We start from the raw sequence: 21,158 nt of genomic DNA on the forward strand, positions 1-21,158 counted from the left end.
AAATGAAGCTTATTTATCAAATATCAGTACTTAGCTACTCATCCCTAATTCATATTGCTAGTTTTTTTAATCCTAAAGCAAAACAATGGGTCGAAGGAAGAAAAAACATCTTTAACCTTATTGCCTCTACTATAAAGCCTTCAGATAAAATTGCTTGGTTTCACTGTGCAAGTTTAGGCGAATTTGAACAAGGCAAACCCGTGATAGAAGGTTTTAAAAAAAAGTATCCCGACCATAAAATATTAATTACATTTTTCTCTCCTTCTGGTTATGAATTGAGAAAAAACTATGGAAATGCCGATTACGTATTTTACCTGCCTATTGACACAAAAAAAAATGCTAAAAAATTTATAAAAACAATACAGCCTAATGTTGCTTTTTTTGTCAAATACGAATTTTGGAATTTTTACCTTGAAGAACTTTTTAATAAAAAAATACCAACATATTTAATTTCAGGAGTATTTAGAAAAAATCAATTGTTTTTTAAGTGGTACGGGGCGTGGTACAAGAAAATGCTTGCTTACTTTAATCATTTCTTTTTGCAAAATAAAGCTTCTGAAAATCTTTTAAAAGAAATAGGTTATTCAAATGCTACTATAAGTGGTGACACTAGATTTGATAGGGTTTACGAAAACAGCTTATCACCAGAAGAATTACCGATAATTAAAGCTTTCAAAAGTGATCAAAAAATTATTATTGGCGGAAGTAGTTGGCCTGAAGAAGAAAATATTTTAGCAAAATATTATCAATCAAATCAATCCAATTTTAAATTGATAATTGCCCCACATAACATTTCTGAAAACCATATCCAACAAATAGAAAAACTATTTAATAATAATTGTATTCGACACTCTGAAGCAACCCTTAAAAATATAGGTACCCAAAATGTTTTAATTATTGATAATATTGGAATCCTCTCTAACATTTATCAATACACAGACATAGCACTTATTGGAGGTGGTTTTACAGGTGCATTGCATAATATTTTAGAACCAACCAGTTTTGGAAATACTATATTTTTTGGACCTAAACACCAAAAATTTCACGAAGCACAAAACTTAATAAACGCTGGAGGAGCTATAACTATTTCAACTGAATTTGATTTTGCTAAATCAATTAATGAAATTATTCCAAAACTTGACATTATAAAAAAACAAAATATTGCCTTTATTGCCAATAACAAAGGAGCTACAAATATCATTTTAAGTAAAGTTTAAATGGATATTCTTGATTTAAAAAAAAATCTACGAAAAGAAATGCTAATTAAAAGAGCTGAAATTGAGACTTCTTTTAAGCAATCATACGATTTATGGATTTGTAATCAATTAGCTGTATTGATTGAAGAAAAAAACTATAGGATTATACATGCTTATTTACCAATGGGTAAAGAAATTGACATCACCCCTTTATTAAAAACTTTATTAAATAAAAACAAAATTGTTGTCACACCAAAAACACTTCCAAATAGAAAATTAGAAAATAGAATTCTTAATTCTCTTGAAAAAATAGAAAAAGGAATTTTTGGCACTACTCATCCTTCAACCCCTGAAGAGTATGATGGTAAATTTGACTTGATAATTGTTCCTGGACTGGCATTTGACAATCAAAATCACCGATTAGGATATGGAGGTGGATATTACGACAACTTCCTGACTAATCATCCTGAAGCCTACAAAATAGGTATATTCTATCCAGAACAGAAAGTAGATAATGTTCCAACTGAGATACATGACATTTGTTTAAATGAAATTTTGGTTAGCAACAATCCTCTTTAGCCCTATTTTTCTTAATACCTTTGCATTATAAACTGATTTTTAATTATGTCTTTCAAAAAGTTATTACCCTGTATTAAAGAAAATTTAGAAAAATTTGAATTTGAAAATCCTAAACCTATACAAAAACAACTTATCCCTAAAATTAAAGGTGGTGCAAATTTTATTGGTATTGCACCAGAAGGAGCAGGTAAAACGACTAATTTAATTATCAGTACAATCCAAAAATTAAATGGTGAGGCCTTTGAAGATGTTCCTCGAGCATTAGTTTTCGCAAAAGATAAACAGGCAGTTTTAAAACTCGAAGAAGAGTTTAATAAATGGATTAAGAATACCGATTTACGAATTGCCATTGCTTATGAGGAAGGTAAAATTGATGATCAGAAAGATGCTATTTATGTAGGCTCAGACATCGTAATTGGAACCCCAAAGCGTTTGAATAAAATATATTTTCAAAATGGATTAAACTTGGCTAACCTTCAACTTTTAATAATAGAAGATGCTGAATTTTTAATAGGAACAAGTTTTCATACTGAAATTCATAGAATTGTAGAAAGTTTAGCAAAATGCCAATATTTAGTTTTTGCAAATAAGTTTGATCATAAGATTGAAAAGTTACAAGAACTTTATATGGAAGATGCCCAAGTTATTGACATTGAATAACTAAATTATTCTTCGGAAAACACCTTTATAATATCCATAGAACTTAGCATTCCAACTACATTCCCATCATCCATAATTACTAGATGATGAACCCCATGTTTAACCATCATTTTAGCAGCATCTTTTACTCTATTGTTTTTTAAACCAATATGTACATTTCTTGACATTACATCTCGAACAAATAAAGATTCATTATGAACGGCAACTAAGTCACTCGAAGATATAACTCCTGAAATTGTTCCATCTTCTTCCAATACAGGCACTGCATTTATATTCTTTCGAATAAACATATCTTTTAAATTAGCAATTTTTACTCCTGGCTGAGTTACTACAATCGGACTAGTCATTATTTCTTCAACTCTCATTGTTTTGTTTTTAGTTCGTTATAAAGATAAATTATAATGATTAAATAGATAATGATAAAAATCACCTCTCAATATAATTGCAATTTACCTATCTATTTTATTTGTTCATCATAAATTATAAATATGATAATCTAAAGAAAGTGAAACATTTCAAGCTCTCTATAGAAGCTTGAAGCTATTCTAATAATACCTTTAAACAAAAATACCCAACTGAAGTTGAAGCTTTAAAATAGGAAATAACTGTATTGTCGAACCAGATTGAACCTAAACTCTAACACCTATAACACAGACATCATCAATCTGTTCTAAATCTCCTTTCCAAGTTTCAAATGCTTCATCAATGATTTGCTTTTGGTCTTCCATTAATTTATCTTGAATGCTTAAGAGTAATTCTCTGAATGCTTTGACTTTAAATTTCTTGCCTTTTTCTCCACCAAATTGGTCCACATAACCATCAGAAAAAATATAAATTGAATCTCCTTTTTGTAAATCAAAACTATGTGTTGTATAGGGTTCTGGATTATCAAACTTTCCGATAGGTTGCTTATTCGCTTTTGTTTCTATTATTTCTCCTTTACGGATTATCCACAATGGATTATGTGCTCCAGCATATTGTAGTTTGTTGTCTGCTATACTACATAATGCTATGTCCATCCCATCTTTTACTTCATCTTCACTCTTTTCAAATTCTTGTATTACTATTTCTCTTGTCTTGTCTAATATCTGTCCGGGGTCGGTTAAGCCATGCTCTCTAACTGCTCGATTTAATCCGTTGTTACACACCACACTTACCATGGCTCCTGGCACTCCATGTCCGGTGCAATCTGCTGCTGCCAATAAAATGGCATTCTTAGTAGGCTCAAGCCAATAGAAATCACCAGCAACTATATCTTTAGGTTTATATAGGATAAAACTGTTTTGTAAATGTTTTGAAATTAATTTATTTGGAGGTAAAATAGCCGTTTGTATTCTTTTAGCATAGGCAATAGAATCTATGGTTTCTTTATTTTTTCTGTCTAATTCATTATATGAATTGTTAAGGGTGATTTTTTGATTCTCTATTATAATGTTTTGCTTTCTTGAAATATGTAATTTTTGAAATATTATTACTAAAAGAATCAATAATATTAGTGTAGAAATAATTATAATATTTCTAATAAATTTTTGGTGGCTGATTTCTTCTGTAGCTTTAAACTCTATTAATTCTTGTTTTGCGACCATTTCAATTTGCTTCTTTTCAGCTTGATAATTAAGTAAGCTTGCAACTGACTTTTGTTGTTGAGAAGTATTGTATAGACTTGAATATGCTTTATGATATTTTTCTAAATAAAATAAGGCTTTATTTTTTTTATTTTGAGCTTTATAAAGCTGATATAATTGTTGCGTCCCTTTAAGTAATGGTTCAATTAATTTAATACTATCAGCTATTAAAACTCCTCCTTTAAGGCTACTTTCTGCTTTTATTATTTTGTTTTGTTCAAAGTATGTTTGCCCTGCGCTTACTAAATAATATGCTTTCTCTCTGATTAAATTAAGAGAGTCTGTTTTATAATAATTATGTAATATTTTATAGTGAAAATCTGAAGAATCGATTTGACCTAAAAAGCTATAGCATCTAGCTATTGAAGAATGAAATAATATTTGATTTCCATAATCAAGATGAGAATTAAGTTCAATCCCTTTTTTTAGATAGACAATTGCTGTGTCATACATTCCTTGAGGCATGAAGTAATCTAAACCAATATTACCATAATACCCGACTAAATAATCATCCCCCATATTGTTTTGTCTTATTAGATCTATATATTTTGAGAAGAATATTTTTGATTTTTCAAAATCATTAATTATTGCATACATATCACTTAAATTATAGTAACAGTTACTTATACCTATCTGATCTTTGTTTTTTTCATATAAATAAAGAGCAAGGAAAGAATAAGAAATACATTTAGGAGCATTTCCTTTTGAAAAATAATGAGAAGATAATTTGTCGTAGTATTTAGCCCTTAATGAATCACTTTTTATTTTAAATCCAATGTCATAATCCTGTTCTATTTCAATCGAAACATAAGAATCAAGAGCTTTCGAGTTGTCATTATGTTTTTCAATTTCAATTAATAAAGAATCAATATTGACTTCAGAAAAAACTTGTTGTAGTAATATTAATGAGATTAGAGTTAGAATGAATCTAGCCATTATTTATTTTTTGAAATGAGTTTATTAAAAAGGGTAGAATTTTTTCATGATAAAAATAAATAAATAGCTGAAAACACCAAAATGTTGTACCTATGTTGTACAAATTGCAATTTTAGGCATAAAAAAAGGGTTTCAATTTTCATTGAAACCCTTTTGTACAGGAAATGATTGTATTGTCGAACCAGATTGAGTGATAAACATCATTTTTTGGGACTTATTCAAAGATTATTTTTGCTTTATGAACTTTAAACTAATCTTGGCTATAGTTTTATGTTTGGAGCTATCCTATTCTTTTGCACAGTCGAACACTCCAATCTTTCTCGGAATACAACCTGCTGTGACTATAGAACCATCTTATGTAGAAGGTGAGCTAGATGTAAACATACTTCCAATTGTTGTAGAGCTATCAATTAGCAATAGAGTTAACTTTAGGATATTGCCTACTTTGAATTATCATTTCGGAGGTACAAAACAAGGAATTTCCGACATTGGATTTTATACGGTTTTTCCAGTTTTTATGAAAAATCAAGAAGAGCGAAACTATCCTTATGGTATTTATGTAGGGCCTTTGCTAGGTCTAGGAAGGAATCTTATTAATGATCATTATACAACGACATTAGCAATTGAGCCTGGCTACTTCTTTAAAACGAAAAAGAGATTCACAATTTGTACGGGGTTGCAACTTGGTGGTTCTTATTTTTTGTATGACTCTCAGCCCAACAAATGGGTGTTCCATTGGGGGCCAAAAGTAAGTTTAGGGTTCTGGATAGGGAACTCAAAAAAATAATTTGTCCTTAATTCTGCCCCTACTACTTCTCCCTTAAACACAAACTTTCAACAAACAAAAAAGCCTCCCAGAATAATCTAGAAGGCTTTTGTACTCGAGATGGGAATACCAAGGGTTAAATTCGATACTTTTAACAAACTCAATAAAATCATTAAAAAATCTTATAAATTCAACAATACAAAGGTTTTTATATTATTTTAACTAATATATTTAAGTTGAAGTAAATCTAAATAAATTTAACAACGGTTTGTAATAGGTTTGTAATAGGTTTGTATTTTTAGTATTTTTGATATGTTCAAACAAAATCTTAAAAATGGCAACTGTAAATTATCGACTGGTAAAAATCAAGACCTCATCAAAAAGTCAAATTCACGTTTATATCTCTTTGGGGCGTGGTAATGTTATCTTAAAAAAAACAGGGTTCACAATTAGCCCGAATGACTGGAGTACGACAACTAAAAGACCAAAGCAAAACGATGCACACTTAAAAAATCTATTCAATAAACTAAACAAACTATCAAATTACATTTACGAACAAATTAATGAAGCCGAAATAAAGGGCGAAATAATTAACTCATTTTGGTTAGAAAATGTTATTGATACACACTTTAATCGATTAGGCAAAATCAACCTCAACAATAATTTACTTACTACACAAATAGAATACATAATTGACAATGCAAACACTCGTAAAATAAAAGGGACCTCAAAAGTGGGGTTATCACAAAACAGGATTAAAGGCTATGTTACTTTTTTCAACCTCATCTTGCGATATGAGAAACACCTAAAATGTAAAATAAGATTAACCGATATTAATAACTCATTTGTTGATAAATTCACAAACTGGTTAATGAATAAAGAAAACTATTCTATTAACTATTCAGGTAAAATGTTAGACAATCTAAAAACGATTTGTTTAGATGCAAAAAAAAGAGGTATCAAAATAAATGACTTTGCACCTAATATAGAAAGTTTTAAAGAGATTAAAAAAGACAAAGATATTATTACACTTTCATTTGATGAACTTGAAATAATAAGAAACAAAGAACTAACAAAAGACCATTTAATTAATGTTAGAAAATGGTTGTTAATCGGTTGTGAAATAGGACAAAGAGGGGGCGACCTTTTAAACCTAACAAAAGACAATCTTAGATACATTGAGAATAATTTAGTAATTGATATTACTCAACAAAAGACTGGCAAAAATGTAACTATACCTATTTACAAAGATTATATTGAGTATATTCTTACAAAAGAATTTCCTTACAAAATATCAAACCAAAAATTTAACCAGTATCTTAAAGACCTATGTAAAGAATGTAATATTAATGAGGTTGTATCTGGCAAAAAGTACGACAACAAAAAGAAACGTAAAGTTTCGGGTAATTTCCCTAAATATGAGTTAATTACATCACACTCTTTAAGACGTTCTTTTGCAACGAATTACTATAAACACATACCTACTCCAATACTAATAGAAATAACAGGACACTCAAAAGAAAGTATGTTTTTAGAATACATCGGAAAACCAAAAGACAAAGACGAAAACGCAAAACTGTTTTTGAAACTGGTTAAAGAAATGAATAATAAAACAGAAAACAATTTAAAAGCAGTATAATGGAAAATTGTAAAGAAATAGAAATACTTTTATCAAATTCAGAATTAAAAGAAGAGATAGAAATTATTGATTTTTTGGGAGTTGAAGAGAAAAGCTATAAACTTACAAATGAAATATTTTTTTATGAAAATCTACAAATGTTATACTACAAAAGCAATGAAGAAAACTATTTTTGGCAATATTGCAATCTTTCAACATACAAAAAAACATTCGATGAAAGATTTGAAATCTACAAAAAAACATACACTGATGCAGAATTAAACGATTTCATATCTAAAGAATTAACATTACTCAATAGTTATTTAAAACATGATTTCGACGGTAATGTTATTTGCTTATATTATACTTCAACAATTAACCCAGATATAAAATTCCCTATATATAATGATTGTTTAGATGAATTTAGAGATGTATTAATTTTATCTAACCAAAAAAAAATAAGTTTCTTGGAAAAAGAAATAACTAAACAGATTAAAGTAATAAACTCTTCAAATATTAAATTTACTGGAACTCAAACCGATTTTATTGAATTAGTTAAAGCACTAATTGAGAATGAAAGTCTAAAAGGAAACAGTCAAAAAGAAATAATTGAAACACTTTCAAATTTCCTAAACATTAAGATTAATAATCCTGATAAATTGATACAAGATTTAAAGAAAAGAAATAACGGTAGTGAAACCTTATTTTTAGATTCCCTCAAAGAAACCCTATACGATTATATTAATTCTACTTAAATAAAAAACAAACGTTAGTTACCCCGTTAGTTACCCTCACCCCCCTTTAAACAGTTGTTATTTAGCCTAAAATAATATTAACAAATATTTTAGGTTATGAAACAAATTCAATTATTAAATGTAACTCCAGACGAGTTAAAAAAAGAAATTACAACTGATTTAAAAAATCAATTAGATGAGTTCTTAAAGAACTTTAAACCAAAACAACCAAATGAATATTACACACGCAAAGAGGTTGCAGACCTTTTTAAAGTGGATATTTCTACAATTCATAATTGGTGCAAGTCTGGACGATTGAAGCCTCTCGGCATAGGTAATAGAGTGTATTTTTTAAGGTCTGATATAGACAAGTGTTTAACCCCCTTAAATTCTTAGTCTTATGAATACAGGCAATAATAACTTCGTTCGACATATTTACAAGATAAGTAAAGAACTAAAATCTTATACAGTTTATGATTTAGTAAAGGTTGAGAACTCTAAACAACTACTAACAGAAATAGCAAGAATAGAACCTTTTTTAAACTATTCTAATGCAAAGAACTTTAACGACTACTTTAGGATTAAAAATAAATCGAGTTGGCAAAAATCCAGTTGTATTACTGGAGTAAAACCAACAACAATAGAGGGTTTATTCTTCGGCGATTGTACAAGGGCTAACCTTATCGGTAATACTTCAAAAAGTCTTTTATTTTTCTACTTCGATAAAGACAAAAAGAGGTTAATTGTAGACGTTTTATGGACTATTACCCACACAACGACAATTTACTTAATAAGCTAATAACAGGCTATAAAATCAATTAGAGAGGATAAAAAAAGAGGGATTGTTCAAGCCCCTCAATTTATTCAAAGTTGTTATACAGGCAACTGTAATAACATTATCAAAGTTACTTATTTTGATTGACTATCTTAAAATAAAATTGGTTAACTATTCGGCAAATAATTTACTTGAAAGTAACTTATTAAACTTTGGTAGAAATATAAATGAGGCAACAGGCGAAATAATTAACACAAATAAAAAAGGCGAAACAATAACGCCTCATCAAACTGCATACTACAAAGGGTTAACTTTTGTTATTTATGATACTGGGAGTATTTTTATAAGTGGTTCAATTCATAAATACTATTACAACGGTTTACACAACTTCAAAGATTTTGGCATTCATGAAATTAATCATGTTCTAAATGATTTTAAAGACAATTTTAAGATAACACCCGAACAATGTATTTTAAAAAATATTGAGCTCGGGGCAAACTTAATACCACCAATAAAAACAGAAACCATTTTAAACGGTTGTTTACTCCATAAAACAAAACCATTTGAATTTAAATATAATTCGGATGAGGGCAAATACCTACAATGCTCACATTCTCAGTATTGGGTTAAGATATATGATAAAAGAAAACACTATCAAAAACACTTTAATATTGAAAATGATATACTTCGTTTTGAGTTAAAATTTAATCGAATGGAGTACTTCAACAAGAAAGACATATACACACTTAAAGACCTTATAAAATCCAATTTAAGGCGGTTTAAAGACCGCTTACTTACTGAATGGAATAATGTTTTATTTTACGATAAAACAAGTATTAATAAAAGCCAAAAACAACTCCAATATAGCAACCCATATTATTGGTTAGAACTTAAATCACAAAACTTTAAATACCACAGAAACGAATTAAATAAACTAATTAATCAAAACCCTAAAAACATCAAAGGACAAATTACCAAACTACTATCTAAAAAGATTGATATAGTAAATTCAAAAACTAACCAAAATGACACTTTATATATATTGTCAAATCGGATAGTAAATAAACCAAGTAGAATTTAATTGATTGGTTTAAAAAATCTACTTAGCATAACGGTTTAACCATTTAATGACAACATAAACCAATCGAATTGACCAAGCAGAAAAGAAAAAAGGAAAAGGATTTCTAAAAAACCAAATAACATCATTATGAAGTCTATTTCTTAATGGCTCCCAATAAACAAGTATATATAATAAAAAATCTAAAGCAAATATCATTATAATAATAATTGCTTCCCTTTTAAAATTTATAGCAAATTTTCTTTTGAAATCAGAATAATCTTTTTCTTTTTTAGAAACCTCAACTTCTACTTTTTTAGAAAATTCTACCTCAACTTTCTCTGATTTTGACACAGAAGGAATTGGGGGTGGTACTGATATTAACAGTGACATTAAATCATCTACTTCTTTTGCTTTTTTCCAATCTGGAAATCCTTTAGACCATACTAAAGTTTCATCAGTAATTCTGATGCTTTTAGCTATCAGTTCTTCCTTTGTAAAAGGACCTTCTTGTTTATTATCTATAACAATAAAATATTTTTTGTTATTTATCATAATAATCAGTGTTTGCTATATAATAATCAATATTATTTTTCTTAACTCCATATTTATTAAACAAATAAATTATTTCATCCTTAAAAATTAATCGATCACCTACATATATTCGTCGATTTTTATTGATTATCTCTTCAATTTCCAGTTTACTAAATATCATCTCAATTTTTTGAAGGCGGTATTCATGAAAAAACTTTTTACTATTAACAATTCCAACTGTTGTTTCTTTTCTTATTACTGAAAAATACCCAGGTTTTGAAACTAATAAGCCATATGAAGTTTCAGGAAACATTAAATCTCTACCAATCAAAAAACTACCATTTACATCACTTTCAACAACAATGGAACTACCATCAGTACCTACCATTTTAACTTTAACATTTGAAAGTGGAATAGAGTCTAAATCTAATACTGTGCCTGAAATATTATAAAATTGAATAACACTAATAGGATGATCGGTTGAGTCAACATCATTAACAACATCATTAACTATGTAATAACCTTGTACCAAGGCATAATTATCAAACCTACCAACATAAACATTCCCAACATGATTAATCACTTTACCTTTAACTATAAGACCATCAATAAAATCACCTTTTTGATAAGTATGACTTGTTAAAATTGTAAATTGACCTGTAACATTACCTTTTTTATCTATATAATCATCACAATCACCAGACAAACAACCTCCTCTTATTCTTGGTATTTGTTCACCTTTTATCCAAAAACCACTACTATTTCCATTTTCTACACTAAAAGTCCTTGCAAAACCATCTTTTAAATCATTTTCCCATGTACCAGAATAAAAAGATGAATTATTATAAACCATTTTACCAAAGCCATCTTTTTTCCCTCTATCCCAATTACCCTTATATTTACTTCCATCAATATAAGTTCTCTCCCCTAAACCCTTTTGAAAATTATTCTCCCACATTCCTTTATATATATCACCATTATTCCAATAATAAATACCATGACCGTTTCTTTTCCCATTTAAAAATTCACCTTCATATGTGCCATTTTTATATTTTTTAATTCCCTGACCAGCTAAACAATCTCCTTTGAGACAAATATTTACAGCTCCTGACTTTGCTTTGTCGTAACCATTTTTAATGGCTTGCAACCTTTTATCAAGCTTTGGATGAGTACTATTTAAATCATTATCATTATTAGACACTATTGTTAATGCACTTTGACATTGCTCTAATGTCGCTCCAAGCTTCCCTAAGACAAACCCTGAAAACTCATCTGCCTCTAACTCTTGTTTTCTTCTTTCACTTAAAACTTTAGGCTCAATTGTTCCTGCAGAATATAATAAAGCCTCTACAGTATGTCCATTAATATGATGACCTATTTCATGGGCTAATATTGACATCTTGCTCCAAGAATCAGAATTATTTGCAATACCATCTAAAAAACCCTTATCATACACAATGTATCTAACACCATTAAATGTTGTAGCAAAACAATTCTGCATATCGTCACATGGCAACAAAACAAAACTTTTAGAAGCACCAATTACATCAAGTATCTTACTAACCGAAACCTCAGAGTATTTGTCTTTAGTTTGTGATTCAAAATCACAATAAAAATCCTCAAAACTGATTGTTTTATTGTAACCACAAATTTGTGCTACAGTAGAATTTAGAAGAAATAATGAAACTATTAATATTGATAATATATTTTTCATAATCAAACTTATAAAATATGTATTTAAAATACAAAAGCAAATAAATACTACACTTAACAGTCAACAGGGGTATTTCTATTTTATCCAATTGATAAGGGGGCTTACAAATGACAATTATCTACCCCCCTTTTCTATCTTAAATTTTCAATACAAAACTTACTTAAAACTTAAATAATAAAACAATACTATATACCTATATAATATAAAGAGATTCAACTAATAAAAGAATAACTGCTAAATTAGTTTTAGAGATTGAAAAAGAGCTGGTTAAACCTACTCCAATCTCTCATCCTTTAATAAAAATAAATCATACCAAAATGGAAAGAATATCTATTAATTAAGGATTTTTATTTTTTGGGTAAACACCAAACTTTTTCCTTCTATAACTTTTATAAAAAACACTCCATCTTTAGCAAAACTATTAGTGTTTATAAAGTCATTTCCGTTAATCATTTCTGAAAAAACCATCTCACCTAATAAATTATAAACTTCAACTTTAAGATTATCATAATCTTTAGCATCAATATAGATTATATCTTTTGTTGGGTTTGGATAAACTGAAATATTTAAATTTTTGTGATAATCTTCAATATTAGTTACAAATGAAATGCAAGATGATGTATCAATACATCCATTTTGATTGATTTCTACAGCATAATTACCAATAGAATTTGGAATGAAAAATTGATTTGATTCACCCAATATGGGTTCAAAATTATTATCACAATTTAACCATTTATATAATGCCCCAGTCGCGTTTGAAAACAAAATATTTTGATTAACTGATACAGTAGTATCGACTAAATTTATAGTTAAATCAATAGTAATAACGCTATCGCAACCTATATGGTTTAGTAAAGTATCATTATATATACCTGATGAATCCCAAACATAGTTACCGCTTGGTGAAGTATATGAAAAACATTCATTTAAAATTACGTTTGAAGTTGAAGGTAAACATCCTTCAAAATACTTTACATAAAAAGTTTGGGTTCCAGAAAGATTTAATTGACTTGGTGTAGGATCAAAATCAACACCTAATGTTGAGTTAATTTTTCCTGTTATATATATATTGCTTTGACTATCAATCAATATTTGTTGGGGAACATCACTATTTTGACCACCTATAACATTACTAAAAACATAATTTCTATTAGCATCATACTTAACAACAAAAATATCAAGTGAACCTTGACTTTGAGAAGGTGAAATATCATAATCAGTATTTAATAATATTTCATTTGTATACTCCCCATAAACATACAATTCATTAGAAGAATTTGTTACACATGAATTTGTTGTACTGTGTCCATTACCATTAAATACTTTTACCGAATTATAGTTTAAACTTGAATCTAAACTGAGTATAAACCCTGAATTTGTGAATTCAGAAGTTTTATAATCTACCCCTAAACCTGGGTTAAAATCAACTGTCTCTCTGAATCTACCCAACAGTATTAATTCGTTTGTTTCTGAGATATGAAAGTTTGTAGACTCATCATGATCTATGCCACCAATAGTAACTGCATTTAAAAAATTACCATTTAAATCTAATTTTAATAAAAATAAATCACTTTGACCATTTGTTGTTCTATTAATTAAATTAGATGGATTTGGATCAAGATCTATCGTTCCATTATACATCCCATAGATATATAAATTTTCATTTCCATCAATTTTAACTGATCTACTAAAAACATATGAAGAAGAAATCTGCTTCACCCATAATAAGTTACCTGTAGTTTTGTCCAATTTTTGTATAAATAACCCAGAAGAATTTTCAGGGTACAAATAATAAGTTCCAATATTTGGATCAAAATCTGCTGAGTCTGAAAATTGACCAATTACATAAACACCAGTAGAAGTAGAAACTATAGAAGATGATAAATCAGACGCCCCTTTTGAGTTAATATGTCCAGCCCACAATAAATTACCCTCACTATCAATTTTAATTGTAAATGGACAAATACCATAATCAGAAGTTAGTTCATTAATTCCTGTATTAGGATCAAAGTCTACTGAACCTGAGAAATAACCAACAATATAATAGTTGTTTTCAGAATCTCTATTAATAGCAATGCCTTGTTCATCTCCGAAGGAACCAATAGATTTTGACCATAAATAGTTTCCATTTGAATCAATTTTTGTAATAAATATATCAAGACCACCATTTGAAATCAGAGTATCTTGTCCAAATTCAACTATACCATCAAAATAGCCAATTGAATATAAAGAATTATTTTCCCCAACAACACTTGATGAAGTATAAAATTGAAGAGCTCCTTCGTGAATTTGAGCCCATGAAGGAATTATTGTTTGAGAAAATGAATAAATAACAAAAAGAAAAAAACAAACTAAAAATGATAATGCTTTCATAAAATATTTTATTGGATAATAATTAATAACCCTAAAAATTCAGTATTTGACATTGACTTCTTCATTCAAGATACTTTTTATTAGAAAACAAATAAACTAAAGTATTATTTATGATTAAATGACAAAAGTCAATTTAAAGATTTACAAAATATTTGTAACTGGTTTGTAATAAAAACCTTAAAAAAACAAAAAAGCCTTGATAATCATAAGATTAACAAGGCTTTTTGTACTCGAGATGGGACTTGAACCCATACGTCCTAATGGACACAAGATTTTAAGTCTTGCGTGTCTACCAATTCCACCACTCGAGCATCAATATCACTATTGATAATTGGTATATTTTTATCTGAGCGGGAGACGGGGTTCGAACCCGCGACCTCGACCTTGGCAAGGTCGCGCTCTACCAGCTGAGCTACTCTCGCTTAATATTTTTTCAATGTTGTTAAGAACAATCCCTTTGTAAGGGGACGACAAAAGTAGCTATTTTTTTATTTCTACAAAACATTTTTGATTTTTTTCGGGTATAAAATCAAAGATTTTTTTCTCCGATTTTTAACTCTTTAAAAATCAATCATTAACAAATCTTTTTTTTGGAAAAATAATTCAAAAAAAAAAGCTCAACCAAATAGGTTGAGCTTTTGTGAGCGCGGAAGGATTCGAACCTTCGACCGCCTCCTTAGAAGGGAGGTGCTCTATCCAGCTGAGCTACGCGCCCATTTCTAATTAAAAAAACCAACTTTCGTTGGTTTTTGTCGGGGTGGCAGGATTCGAACCTACGACCTCCTCGTCCCAAACGAGGCGCGATACCGGGCTACGCTACACCCCGATAGGTGTTTTTAAGCGGCTGCAAATATATATATACTTTTTACATTACGAAATAATTTTTAAACTTTTTTTTAATTTATTTTAATCTCCATTTAGTTATATTTGTTGCAATGAGCAATAACATTCAACCATCAAGAACTATGGGTACCCTTCCGGTATTCATGACAGCCATCTCTACTATTTTAGGTGCAATTTTATTTCTAAGATTTGGATATGCTGTTGGCCATGTCGGTTTAATGGGAGCTCTTGCAATAATATTTATTGGCCATTTAGTAACAATACCGACAGCAATGGCTGTTGCCGAAATTGCTACTAATCAAAAAGTAGAAGGTGGTGGAGCATACTATATGATTTCTCGTTCATTTGGTTTAAATATTGGCGCAGCAATTGGAATTGCTTTGTTTTTAAGTCAAGCCATAAGTATTGCTTTTTATGTTATAGCTTTTGTAGAGGCTATAGAACCACTTAGATGGTGGGCATATACCGTTCAAGGTATATACATTGACAAACGAATTGTGGGCTGCTCTATCATGGGATTGCTTACATTATTGATGCTATCGAAAGGTGCTAACATTGGCGTTAAAGCCCTATATGGTGTAGTCTTTATTTTAGCAATATCATTAGCTATGTTTTTTATGGGAGAATCTACATCTCCAAACGGAATGAATATATACAAAACAGTAAAAGATCCAGATAATTTTTTCAAAGTATTTACCATTATCTTCCCTGCTTTCACTGGAATTGCAGCTGGATTAGGTTTGTCGGGAGATTTAAAAGACCCTAAAAAATCAATACCTACTGGTACCATATGGGCAACAATTGTAGGTATAATAATATATATTGCTGTGGCTATAAAATTATTTATGTCTGCAGATATTGATGCCTTAGGAAACGACCAAATGGTAATGAGTAGCATTGCTATTTGGGGTCCAATTATTCCTATAGGCTTAGGTTGTGCAGCTCTATCTTCAGCATTAGGCTCTATAATGATTGCTCCTAGAACCCTACAAGCTTTGGGTGTAGATTCTATTTTTCCAGGAAAACTAAATGGTTGGTTTTCTAAAGGTAGATCTAAAGATGGCGAACCTTTCAATGCTTTAGTAGTTACTTGTATTATTGGTTTTGTTTTTATTGCTCTTGGAGATATTAATACCGTTGCAGGTATTATATCTATGTTCTTCATGGTTACCTATGGTATTATTTGTCTTATTTCATTTTTAGAACAATTTGCTGCAGACCCATCTTATAGGCCTACATTTAAATCGAAATGGTACTTATCTTTATTAGGTGCTGTTTTTAGCTTTTGGCTAATGTTTAAAATGGATTTCACATACGCCTTAGCCTCTACAATTATTATGGTGTTAATCTATATTTGGGTTAGCAGTATTAATAAGGATAAAAAAGGAATTCAAAAATTATTCAAAGGAGTATTGTTTCAGTTAAGTCGTCAGTTTCAAATTTTTATTCAGAAAAAAGATACGGGTGCAGACTCTCCAGAATGGAGACCTTTTATTATTTGTGTTTCTAAAGATTCTTTTAAAAGACAATCTGCATATGATTTATTAAGATGGCTATCTCACAAATATGGTTTTGGAACTTATATCCATTTTATTGATGGTTTCCTTTCAAAAGAAACTTACCAAGAATCTAAAAAAGTAATGAAAAGACTTCTTACATTTAATGAAGGAGTAAAAAGTAAGGTTTATCTTGATACTATAATTAGCCCTTCCTATACTTCTGCAATTGCTCAAGTAATACAATTATCTGGAGTTAGCGGAAAAGGAAACAATATGATTTTGTTTGAATTTACAAATGATAATAAAGAAAGTTTAAACGACGCCATTCAGAACTACCAATTATTAAGAGCAACAGAATTTGATGTTTGTATATTGCGGTCAACAATAAAAGGATTTGGATATAAAAAGAATATTCACATATGGATTCGTCCACGTGATTTTCAAAATGCTAATTTGATGATTCTTTTAAGCTACATTATGCTTGGCCATCCTGAATGGAAAAAAGGTATAATTAATATTTTTTCAACTTATCCTCCAAACGAAAAAGCTGAAACAGAATCTAAATTATTAGAGTTAATTAGTAGCGGTAGGTTACCAATATCTCCAACTAATATTCAATTAATACCTCAATTAAAAGAAGAAAAAATTGATATGGTTATTAATAAAAAATCTGCTGATGCAGATTTAACTATTGTAGGTTACGATTCTGATAATATCGAGACAGAAAGTGATAGTACATTTAATAAATACTCTGATTTAGGAAATGTTTTATTTGTAAGTGCATTCCGTGAAAAAACGATCAAATAGCAATCTGTTTTAGGATTTCAATACTAAAAGTAAATAGTTAATAACTCTACTTATAATCTTTTAAAGTTTCTATTTTCAAACATTAGATTTGTTATCAATTAAAAATTGATGTGAAAATGAACAAACAACTAATTGAATGTGTACCTAACATTAGTGAAGGTAGAGATCAAGCTAAAATAAAACAAATAACTGATGTTGTTGAAACTGTTGAAGGTGTTAAATTATTAGATGTTGACCCTGGAAAAGCTACAAACAGAACTGTAATTACATTTGTTGGAGAACCCGAAAATGTTATTGAAGCAGCTTTTAGATTAATTAAAAAAGCTTCAGAACTTATTGATATGAGCAAGCATTCTGGAGAGCATCCTCGCTTTGGAGCTACAGATGTATGCCCTTTAGTTCCAATATCAGGCATTACAATGGAAGAAACTGTTACTTATGCTCACAAGCTGGCTAAACGTATTGGTGAAGAATTATCAATTCCTACTTATTGTTATGAAAACGCAGCTCAAGAACCTAAACGTAAAAATTTAGCAAATTGCCGCTCAGGAGAATACGAAGGATTAAAAGAAAAATTAACAAATCCAGAATGGAAACCAGATTTCGGACCAGCTGAATTTAATTCAAAAGTAAAAACTACAGGAGCTACAGCAGTTAGTGCTCGTGATTTTTTAATAGCATATAACATTAACTTAAATTCAACCTCAACTAGACGTGCAAATGCAATTGCATTTGATATTAGAGAAGCAGGAAGAAATAAAATGGAAAATGGGAAACCCGTTTTAGATCAAAATGGAGAACCTATTCGAATTCCAGGTAAACTTAAAGCAGTTAAAGGAATTGGCTGGTTTATTGATGAATATGGAATTGCTCAAATCTCATACAATTTAACAAACATTAGCATTACCTCTATGCATGTTGCTTTTGACGAAACTTGCAAAGCAGCTACTAAAAGAGGATTAAGAGTTACTGGTTCTGAATTAATTGGATTAATTCCACTAAAAGCAATGCTAGATGCTGCTGATTACTTCTTAATTAAACAGCAACGCTCTCTTGGTTGTTCTGAATCTGAAAAAATTAAAATTGCAATAAAATCTCTAGGTCTTGATGAATTAAAACCTTTTAATCCTGAAGAAAAAATTATTGAATACATCTTAGAGGATAAGTCTACAAAAAAATTAGTGGATTTATCATTAACTGACTTTGCAAATGAAACAGCTGGGGAATCAATGGCACCAGGTGGAGGTTCAATTTCTGCTTATGTTGGTTCATTAGGAGTTGCTCTAGGAACAATGGTTGCTAACTTATCAAGTCATAAAGCTGGTTGGGACGATAGATGGGAAGAATTTTCTAATTGGGCAGTAAAAGGAAAATCTTACAAAAACAAATTAATGTTTTTAGTTGATGAAGATACTAATGCCTTCAATAAAATTATAGATGGCTTTAGAATGCCAAAAGGAACTGAAGAAGAACAAAAATTAAGAGCAGAAGCAATAGAAAATGCTACAAAATATGCTACTGAAGTACCTTTTAAAGTGATGGAAACAGCATTCCAATCTATGGAAGTAATGCAAGCGATGCTAAAAGATGGCATGCAAACTTCTTTATCTGATGCAGGTGTAGGAATTCTTTGCGCCAAAGCAGCAGTTACTGGAGCTTATTTCAATGTTAAAATAAATGCTAAAGACATTAAAGACAGAACTTTTGCTGATGATTTATTAAAAAGAGGTGAAGAAATTTACCTTAGAACAGTCGAAATAGAACAAGAAACAATAAACTATATCAACTCTAAAATGTAATTAATGAAAAATATAATAACAATATTCATTCTTTTCATTGCTAGTTTAGCATTTGGACAGTCTGATGAAAAAACAAACCTTAATGATATTGCTCCAGAAAAAGAATATGACAATATTTTGGTAAAGAACTTATATTCAGATGCTAAAGCTTCATATTTTGTAATTTGGGTAAAAAAAGGTGTAAAATCTCACAAACATCTAAAACACACTGAATCAATTATTGTTTTAGACGGTGAAGGAGAAATGACTGTTGGAAAGAAAAAATTTGATATTAAACAAGGTGATCACTTTACAATCCCTGAGAACACTTTTCATTCTGTCATTGTTACATCAAAAAATCCATTAAAAATTGTTTCCCTACAAACTCCTGAGTTTTTTGGAAAAGATAGAATATATGAAGATAATACCACTGGGGACTATTAATCTCTAAAAACTAAAAGACTGATAACGTGCTTATCAACAAAAAACCTTGATTTATTAACAAATCAAGGTTTTTTTATAATCAAAAGTTGCATAAAAATAGAATTCGTCTATATTTGTTATAGATTAATAGATAAAAAATCATTGTTTAACCTAATTTTTACAAAATGAATAAAGCAGAATTAATTGACGCAATTGCAAAAGATGCAAAATTATCGAAAGCTGATGCAAAAACAGCATTAGAAACTATTACTGGATCAGCTACTTCAGCACTTAAAAAAGGTGATAAAGTAACTTTAATCGGATTCGGAACTTGGTCTGTATCTAAAAGAGCAGCAAGAACAGGAAGAAATCCTCAAACTGGTAAAGAAATTAAAATAGCTGCTAAAAAAGTAGTTAAGTTTAAGGCTGGATCAGCATTAGCTGATAAAGTAAAATAATTTGTGATAAAATTATTTAAAAAGGCTTTCCCTATGGAAAGCCTTTTTTGTTGCATAGATTTTTTTGTTTTTAATCTTTATTAGAAATATTATCTTTATCGCAAATGAAAAAACAATTATTAGAACAACTTTTAACCTTAGTTACAGATAACAAAAAGGAGTTATTTGATAAAGTTTTAGCAGAAAGAACAAAACATGTAACTGTTGTTCTTGAAAATATATTTCAACCACAAAATGCAAGTGCTGTTCTTCGTTCATGCGATGTTTTTGGTATACAAGATTTACACGTTATTGAAAACGAAAATTCTTACAACATAAACCCAAAGGTTGTTATGGGCGCATCCAAATGGGTTAACCTACACAAACACAATAAAAAAGAAAATAACACCTTAGATTGTATTAATGAATTAAAGAGCAAAGGTTATAAAATATACGCAACAACTCCACACACTAATGATTGCTTAATTGAAGATATTGATTTAACAGAAAAATGTGCTTTAATGTTTGGAACTGAATTGGAGGGCTTATCTCAGGTTGCTATGGATAATGCTGATGGATTCGTAAAAATACCGATGTATGGATTTACTGAAAGCTTAAACATTTCTGTTTGTGCAGCAATTAGTCTTTATGAAATTAGTCGAAAACTAAAATCATCTGATATAGATTGGCAATTAAGTGAAGAAGACAAAATTGACCAACTACTTATTTGGTCTAAAAAAGTAATTAAGCGTAGCGATATAATTGAAAAAGAATTTATCGAAAAGCTATCAAAATAAACTA

19 protein-coding genes and 4 tRNA genes are annotated in these 21,158 nt (G+C 29.5%); 14 read left to right on the forward strand and 9 right to left on the reverse strand.

What is annotated here, in order from left to right:
• The first annotated feature begins 2 nt into the window (after positions 1-2).
• The 3 genes from FRY74_RS01310 to FRY74_RS01320 are packed head-to-tail and all read left to right on the forward strand — an operon-like array spanning position 3 to position 2,435.
• Positions 3-1,217: a 3-deoxy-D-manno-octulosonic acid transferase gene (locus FRY74_RS01310; protein WP_147097854.1), complete on the forward strand. Its 1,215-nt coding sequence runs from the start codon at positions 3-5 to the stop codon at positions 1,215-1,217.
• Positions 1,218-1,775: a 5-formyltetrahydrofolate cyclo-ligase gene (locus tag FRY74_RS01315; protein ID WP_147097856.1), complete on the forward strand. Its 558-nt coding sequence runs from the start codon at positions 1,218-1,220 to the stop codon at positions 1,773-1,775. It begins immediately after the preceding gene.
• Positions 1,776-1,820: 45 nt separating this feature from the next.
• A complete protein-coding gene (locus tag FRY74_RS01320) occupies positions 1,821-2,435 on the forward strand; it encodes a DEAD/DEAH box helicase (protein ID WP_147097858.1) in 615 nt (204 codons plus the stop codon).
• Positions 2,436-2,440: 5 nt separating this feature from the next.
• On the opposite strand, the gene FRY74_RS01325 is transcribed toward FRY74_RS01320, so the two are convergent.
• Both FRY74_RS01325 and FRY74_RS01330 read right to left on the reverse strand, forming a co-directional pair.
• Positions 2,441-2,800 carry a CBS domain-containing protein gene (locus FRY74_RS01325; protein ID WP_147097860.1) on the reverse strand — a complete coding sequence of 120 codons (360 nt, stop codon included), beginning with the start codon at positions 2,798-2,800 and terminating at the stop codon, positions 2,441-2,443.
• Between the two features lie 264 nt (positions 2,801-3,064).
• A complete protein-coding gene (locus FRY74_RS01330) occupies positions 3,065-4,996 on the reverse strand; it encodes a SpoIIE family protein phosphatase (RefSeq protein WP_147097862.1) in 1,932 nt (643 codons plus the stop codon).
• 238 nt (positions 4,997-5,234) lie between these two features.
• Between FRY74_RS01330 and FRY74_RS01335 the strand changes: the two genes are divergently transcribed.
• The 6 genes from FRY74_RS01335 (at position 5,235) to FRY74_RS01360 (ending at position 9,970) form a co-directional block, all read left to right on the forward strand.
• Entirely contained in the window at positions 5,235-5,783 is a 549-nt protein-coding gene (locus tag FRY74_RS01335) for a hypothetical protein (protein WP_147097864.1), read from the forward strand.
• Positions 5,784-6,096: 313 nt separating this feature from the next.
• Positions 6,097-7,401 (forward strand): tyrosine-type recombinase/integrase, encoded by a 1,305-nt coding sequence (locus FRY74_RS01340; RefSeq protein WP_147097866.1) that lies wholly within the window; start codon positions 6,097-6,099, stop codon positions 7,399-7,401.
• On the forward strand, positions 7,401-8,135 hold the full coding sequence (locus FRY74_RS01345; protein WP_147097868.1) for an RteC domain-containing protein: 735 nt from the start codon (positions 7,401-7,403) through the stop codon (positions 8,133-8,135). Before FRY74_RS01340 ends, FRY74_RS01345 begins: the two co-directional genes overlap by 1 nt.
• A gap of 96 nt (positions 8,136-8,231) precedes the next feature.
• Complete coding sequence (locus tag FRY74_RS01350; RefSeq protein WP_147097869.1) at positions 8,232-8,510, forward strand: helix-turn-helix domain-containing protein; 279 nt, start codon at positions 8,232-8,234, stop codon at positions 8,508-8,510.
• Between the two features lie 4 nt (positions 8,511-8,514).
• Positions 8,515-8,913, forward strand: a complete 399-nt coding sequence (locus FRY74_RS01355) for a hypothetical protein (RefSeq protein ID WP_147097871.1) — start codon at positions 8,515-8,517, stop codon at positions 8,911-8,913.
• 139 nt (positions 8,914-9,052) lie between these two features.
• A complete protein-coding gene (locus tag FRY74_RS01360) occupies positions 9,053-9,970 on the forward strand; it encodes a hypothetical protein (protein WP_147097874.1) in 918 nt (305 codons plus the stop codon).
• 18 nt (positions 9,971-9,988) lie between these two features.
• On the opposite strand, the gene FRY74_RS01365 is transcribed toward FRY74_RS01360, so the two are convergent.
• The 7 genes from FRY74_RS01365 to FRY74_RS01395 form a co-directional block, all read right to left on the reverse strand.
• Complete coding sequence (locus FRY74_RS01365) at positions 9,989-10,501, reverse strand: DUF4339 domain-containing protein (protein WP_147097876.1); 513 nt, start codon at positions 10,499-10,501, stop codon at positions 9,989-9,991.
• A complete protein-coding gene (locus FRY74_RS01370; RefSeq protein ID WP_147097877.1) occupies positions 10,491-12,194 on the reverse strand; it encodes a M48 family metalloprotease in 1,704 nt (567 codons plus the stop codon). Before FRY74_RS01370 ends, FRY74_RS01365 begins: the two co-directional genes overlap by 11 nt.
• A 333-nt stretch (positions 12,195-12,527) precedes the next feature.
• Positions 12,528-14,570, reverse strand: a complete 2,043-nt coding sequence (locus FRY74_RS01375) for a T9SS type A sorting domain-containing protein (RefSeq protein WP_147097879.1) — start codon at positions 14,568-14,570, stop codon at positions 12,528-12,530.
• Positions 14,571-14,797: 227 nt separating this feature from the next.
• Positions 14,798-14,881, reverse strand: a tRNA-Leu gene (locus FRY74_RS01380).
• Positions 14,882-14,919: 38 nt separating this feature from the next.
• Positions 14,920-14,992, reverse strand: a tRNA-Gly gene (locus FRY74_RS01385).
• A 219-nt stretch (positions 14,993-15,211) separates the two neighbouring features.
• A tRNA-Arg gene (locus FRY74_RS01390) sits at positions 15,212-15,285 on the reverse strand.
• 37 nt (positions 15,286-15,322) lie between these two features.
• Positions 15,323-15,396 (reverse strand) — tRNA-Pro (locus FRY74_RS01395).
• Positions 15,397-15,505: 109 nt separating this feature from the next.
• Here FRY74_RS01395 and FRY74_RS01400 point away from each other — a divergent pair.
• From FRY74_RS01400 to FRY74_RS01420, 5 genes are all read left to right on the forward strand, one after another.
• Positions 15,506-17,719 carry an amino acid permease gene (locus FRY74_RS01400; RefSeq protein ID WP_147097881.1) on the forward strand — a complete coding sequence of 738 codons (2,214 nt, stop codon included), beginning with the start codon at positions 15,506-15,508 and terminating at the stop codon, positions 17,717-17,719.
• A gap of 116 nt (positions 17,720-17,835) precedes the next feature.
• Positions 17,836-19,518, forward strand: coding sequence for a glutamate formimidoyltransferase (gene ftcD / locus FRY74_RS01405; protein ID WP_189765238.1), 1,683 nt, complete (start codon positions 17,836-17,838; stop codon positions 19,516-19,518).
• Between the two features lie 3 nt (positions 19,519-19,521).
• The gene (locus FRY74_RS01410) at positions 19,522-19,941 is read left to right on the forward strand and encodes a cupin domain-containing protein (RefSeq protein WP_147097885.1); all 420 of its coding nucleotides are present in this window, start codon (positions 19,522-19,524) and stop codon (positions 19,939-19,941) included.
• 164 nt (positions 19,942-20,105) lie between these two features.
• Positions 20,106-20,378 carry an HU family DNA-binding protein gene (locus tag FRY74_RS01415; protein WP_147097887.1) on the forward strand — a complete coding sequence of 91 codons (273 nt, stop codon included), beginning with the start codon at positions 20,106-20,108 and terminating at the stop codon, positions 20,376-20,378.
• A 104-nt stretch (positions 20,379-20,482) separates the two neighbouring features.
• Positions 20,483-21,154 (forward strand): TrmH family RNA methyltransferase, encoded by a 672-nt coding sequence (locus FRY74_RS01420; protein ID WP_147097889.1) that lies wholly within the window; start codon positions 20,483-20,485, stop codon positions 21,152-21,154.
• Positions 21,155-21,158: the final 4 nt, after the last annotated feature.

Source organism: Vicingus serpentipes, assembly GCF_007993035.1.
In the GTDB taxonomy this organism is placed as follows: domain Bacteria; phylum Bacteroidota; class Bacteroidia; order Flavobacteriales_E; family Vicingaceae; genus Vicingus; species Vicingus serpentipes.

Coding starts and splice junctions, on each gene's coding strand:
- FRY74_RS01345 (WP_147097868.1), top strand. CDS start 7,401: ATGGAAAATTGTAAAGAAATAGAAATACTTTTATCAAATTCAGAATTA.
- FRY74_RS01400 (WP_147097881.1), top strand. CDS start 15,506: ATGAGCAATAACATTCAACCATCAAGAACTATGGGTACCCTTCCGGTA.
- FRY74_RS01320 (WP_147097858.1), top strand. CDS start 1,821: ATGTCTTTCAAAAAGTTATTACCCTGTATTAAAGAAAATTTAGAAAAA.
- FRY74_RS01330 (WP_147097862.1), bottom strand. CDS start 4,996: ATGGCTAGATTCATTCTAACTCTAATCTCATTAATATTACTACAACAA.
- FRY74_RS01375 (WP_147097879.1), bottom strand. CDS start 14,570: ATGAAAGCATTATCATTTTTAGTTTGTTTTTTTCTTTTTGTTATTTAT.
- FRY74_RS01335 (WP_147097864.1), top strand. CDS start 5,235: ATGAACTTTAAACTAATCTTGGCTATAGTTTTATGTTTGGAGCTATCC.
- FRY74_RS01310 (WP_147097854.1), top strand. CDS start 3: ATGAAGCTTATTTATCAAATATCAGTACTTAGCTACTCATCCCTAATT.
- FRY74_RS01350 (WP_147097869.1), top strand. CDS start 8,232: ATGAAACAAATTCAATTATTAAATGTAACTCCAGACGAGTTAAAAAAA.
- FRY74_RS01370 (WP_147097877.1), bottom strand. CDS start 12,194: ATGAAAAATATATTATCAATATTAATAGTTTCATTATTTCTTCTAAAT.
- FRY74_RS01355 (WP_147097871.1), top strand. CDS start 8,515: ATGAATACAGGCAATAATAACTTCGTTCGACATATTTACAAGATAAGT.
- FRY74_RS01410 (WP_147097885.1), top strand. CDS start 19,522: ATGAAAAATATAATAACAATATTCATTCTTTTCATTGCTAGTTTAGCA.
- FRY74_RS01325 (WP_147097860.1), bottom strand. CDS start 2,800: ATGAGAGTTGAAGAAATAATGACTAGTCCGATTGTAGTAACTCAGCCA.
- FRY74_RS01415 (WP_147097887.1), top strand. CDS start 20,106: ATGAATAAAGCAGAATTAATTGACGCAATTGCAAAAGATGCAAAATTA.
- ftcD (WP_189765238.1), top strand. CDS start 17,836: ATGAACAAACAACTAATTGAATGTGTACCTAACATTAGTGAAGGTAGA.
- FRY74_RS01420 (WP_147097889.1), top strand. CDS start 20,483: ATGAAAAAACAATTATTAGAACAACTTTTAACCTTAGTTACAGATAAC.
- FRY74_RS01315 (WP_147097856.1), top strand. CDS start 1,218: ATGGATATTCTTGATTTAAAAAAAAATCTACGAAAAGAAATGCTAATT.
- FRY74_RS01340 (WP_147097866.1), top strand. CDS start 6,097: ATGGCAACTGTAAATTATCGACTGGTAAAAATCAAGACCTCATCAAAA.
- FRY74_RS01365 (WP_147097876.1), bottom strand. CDS start 10,501: ATGATAAATAACAAAAAATATTTTATTGTTATAGATAATAAACAAGAA.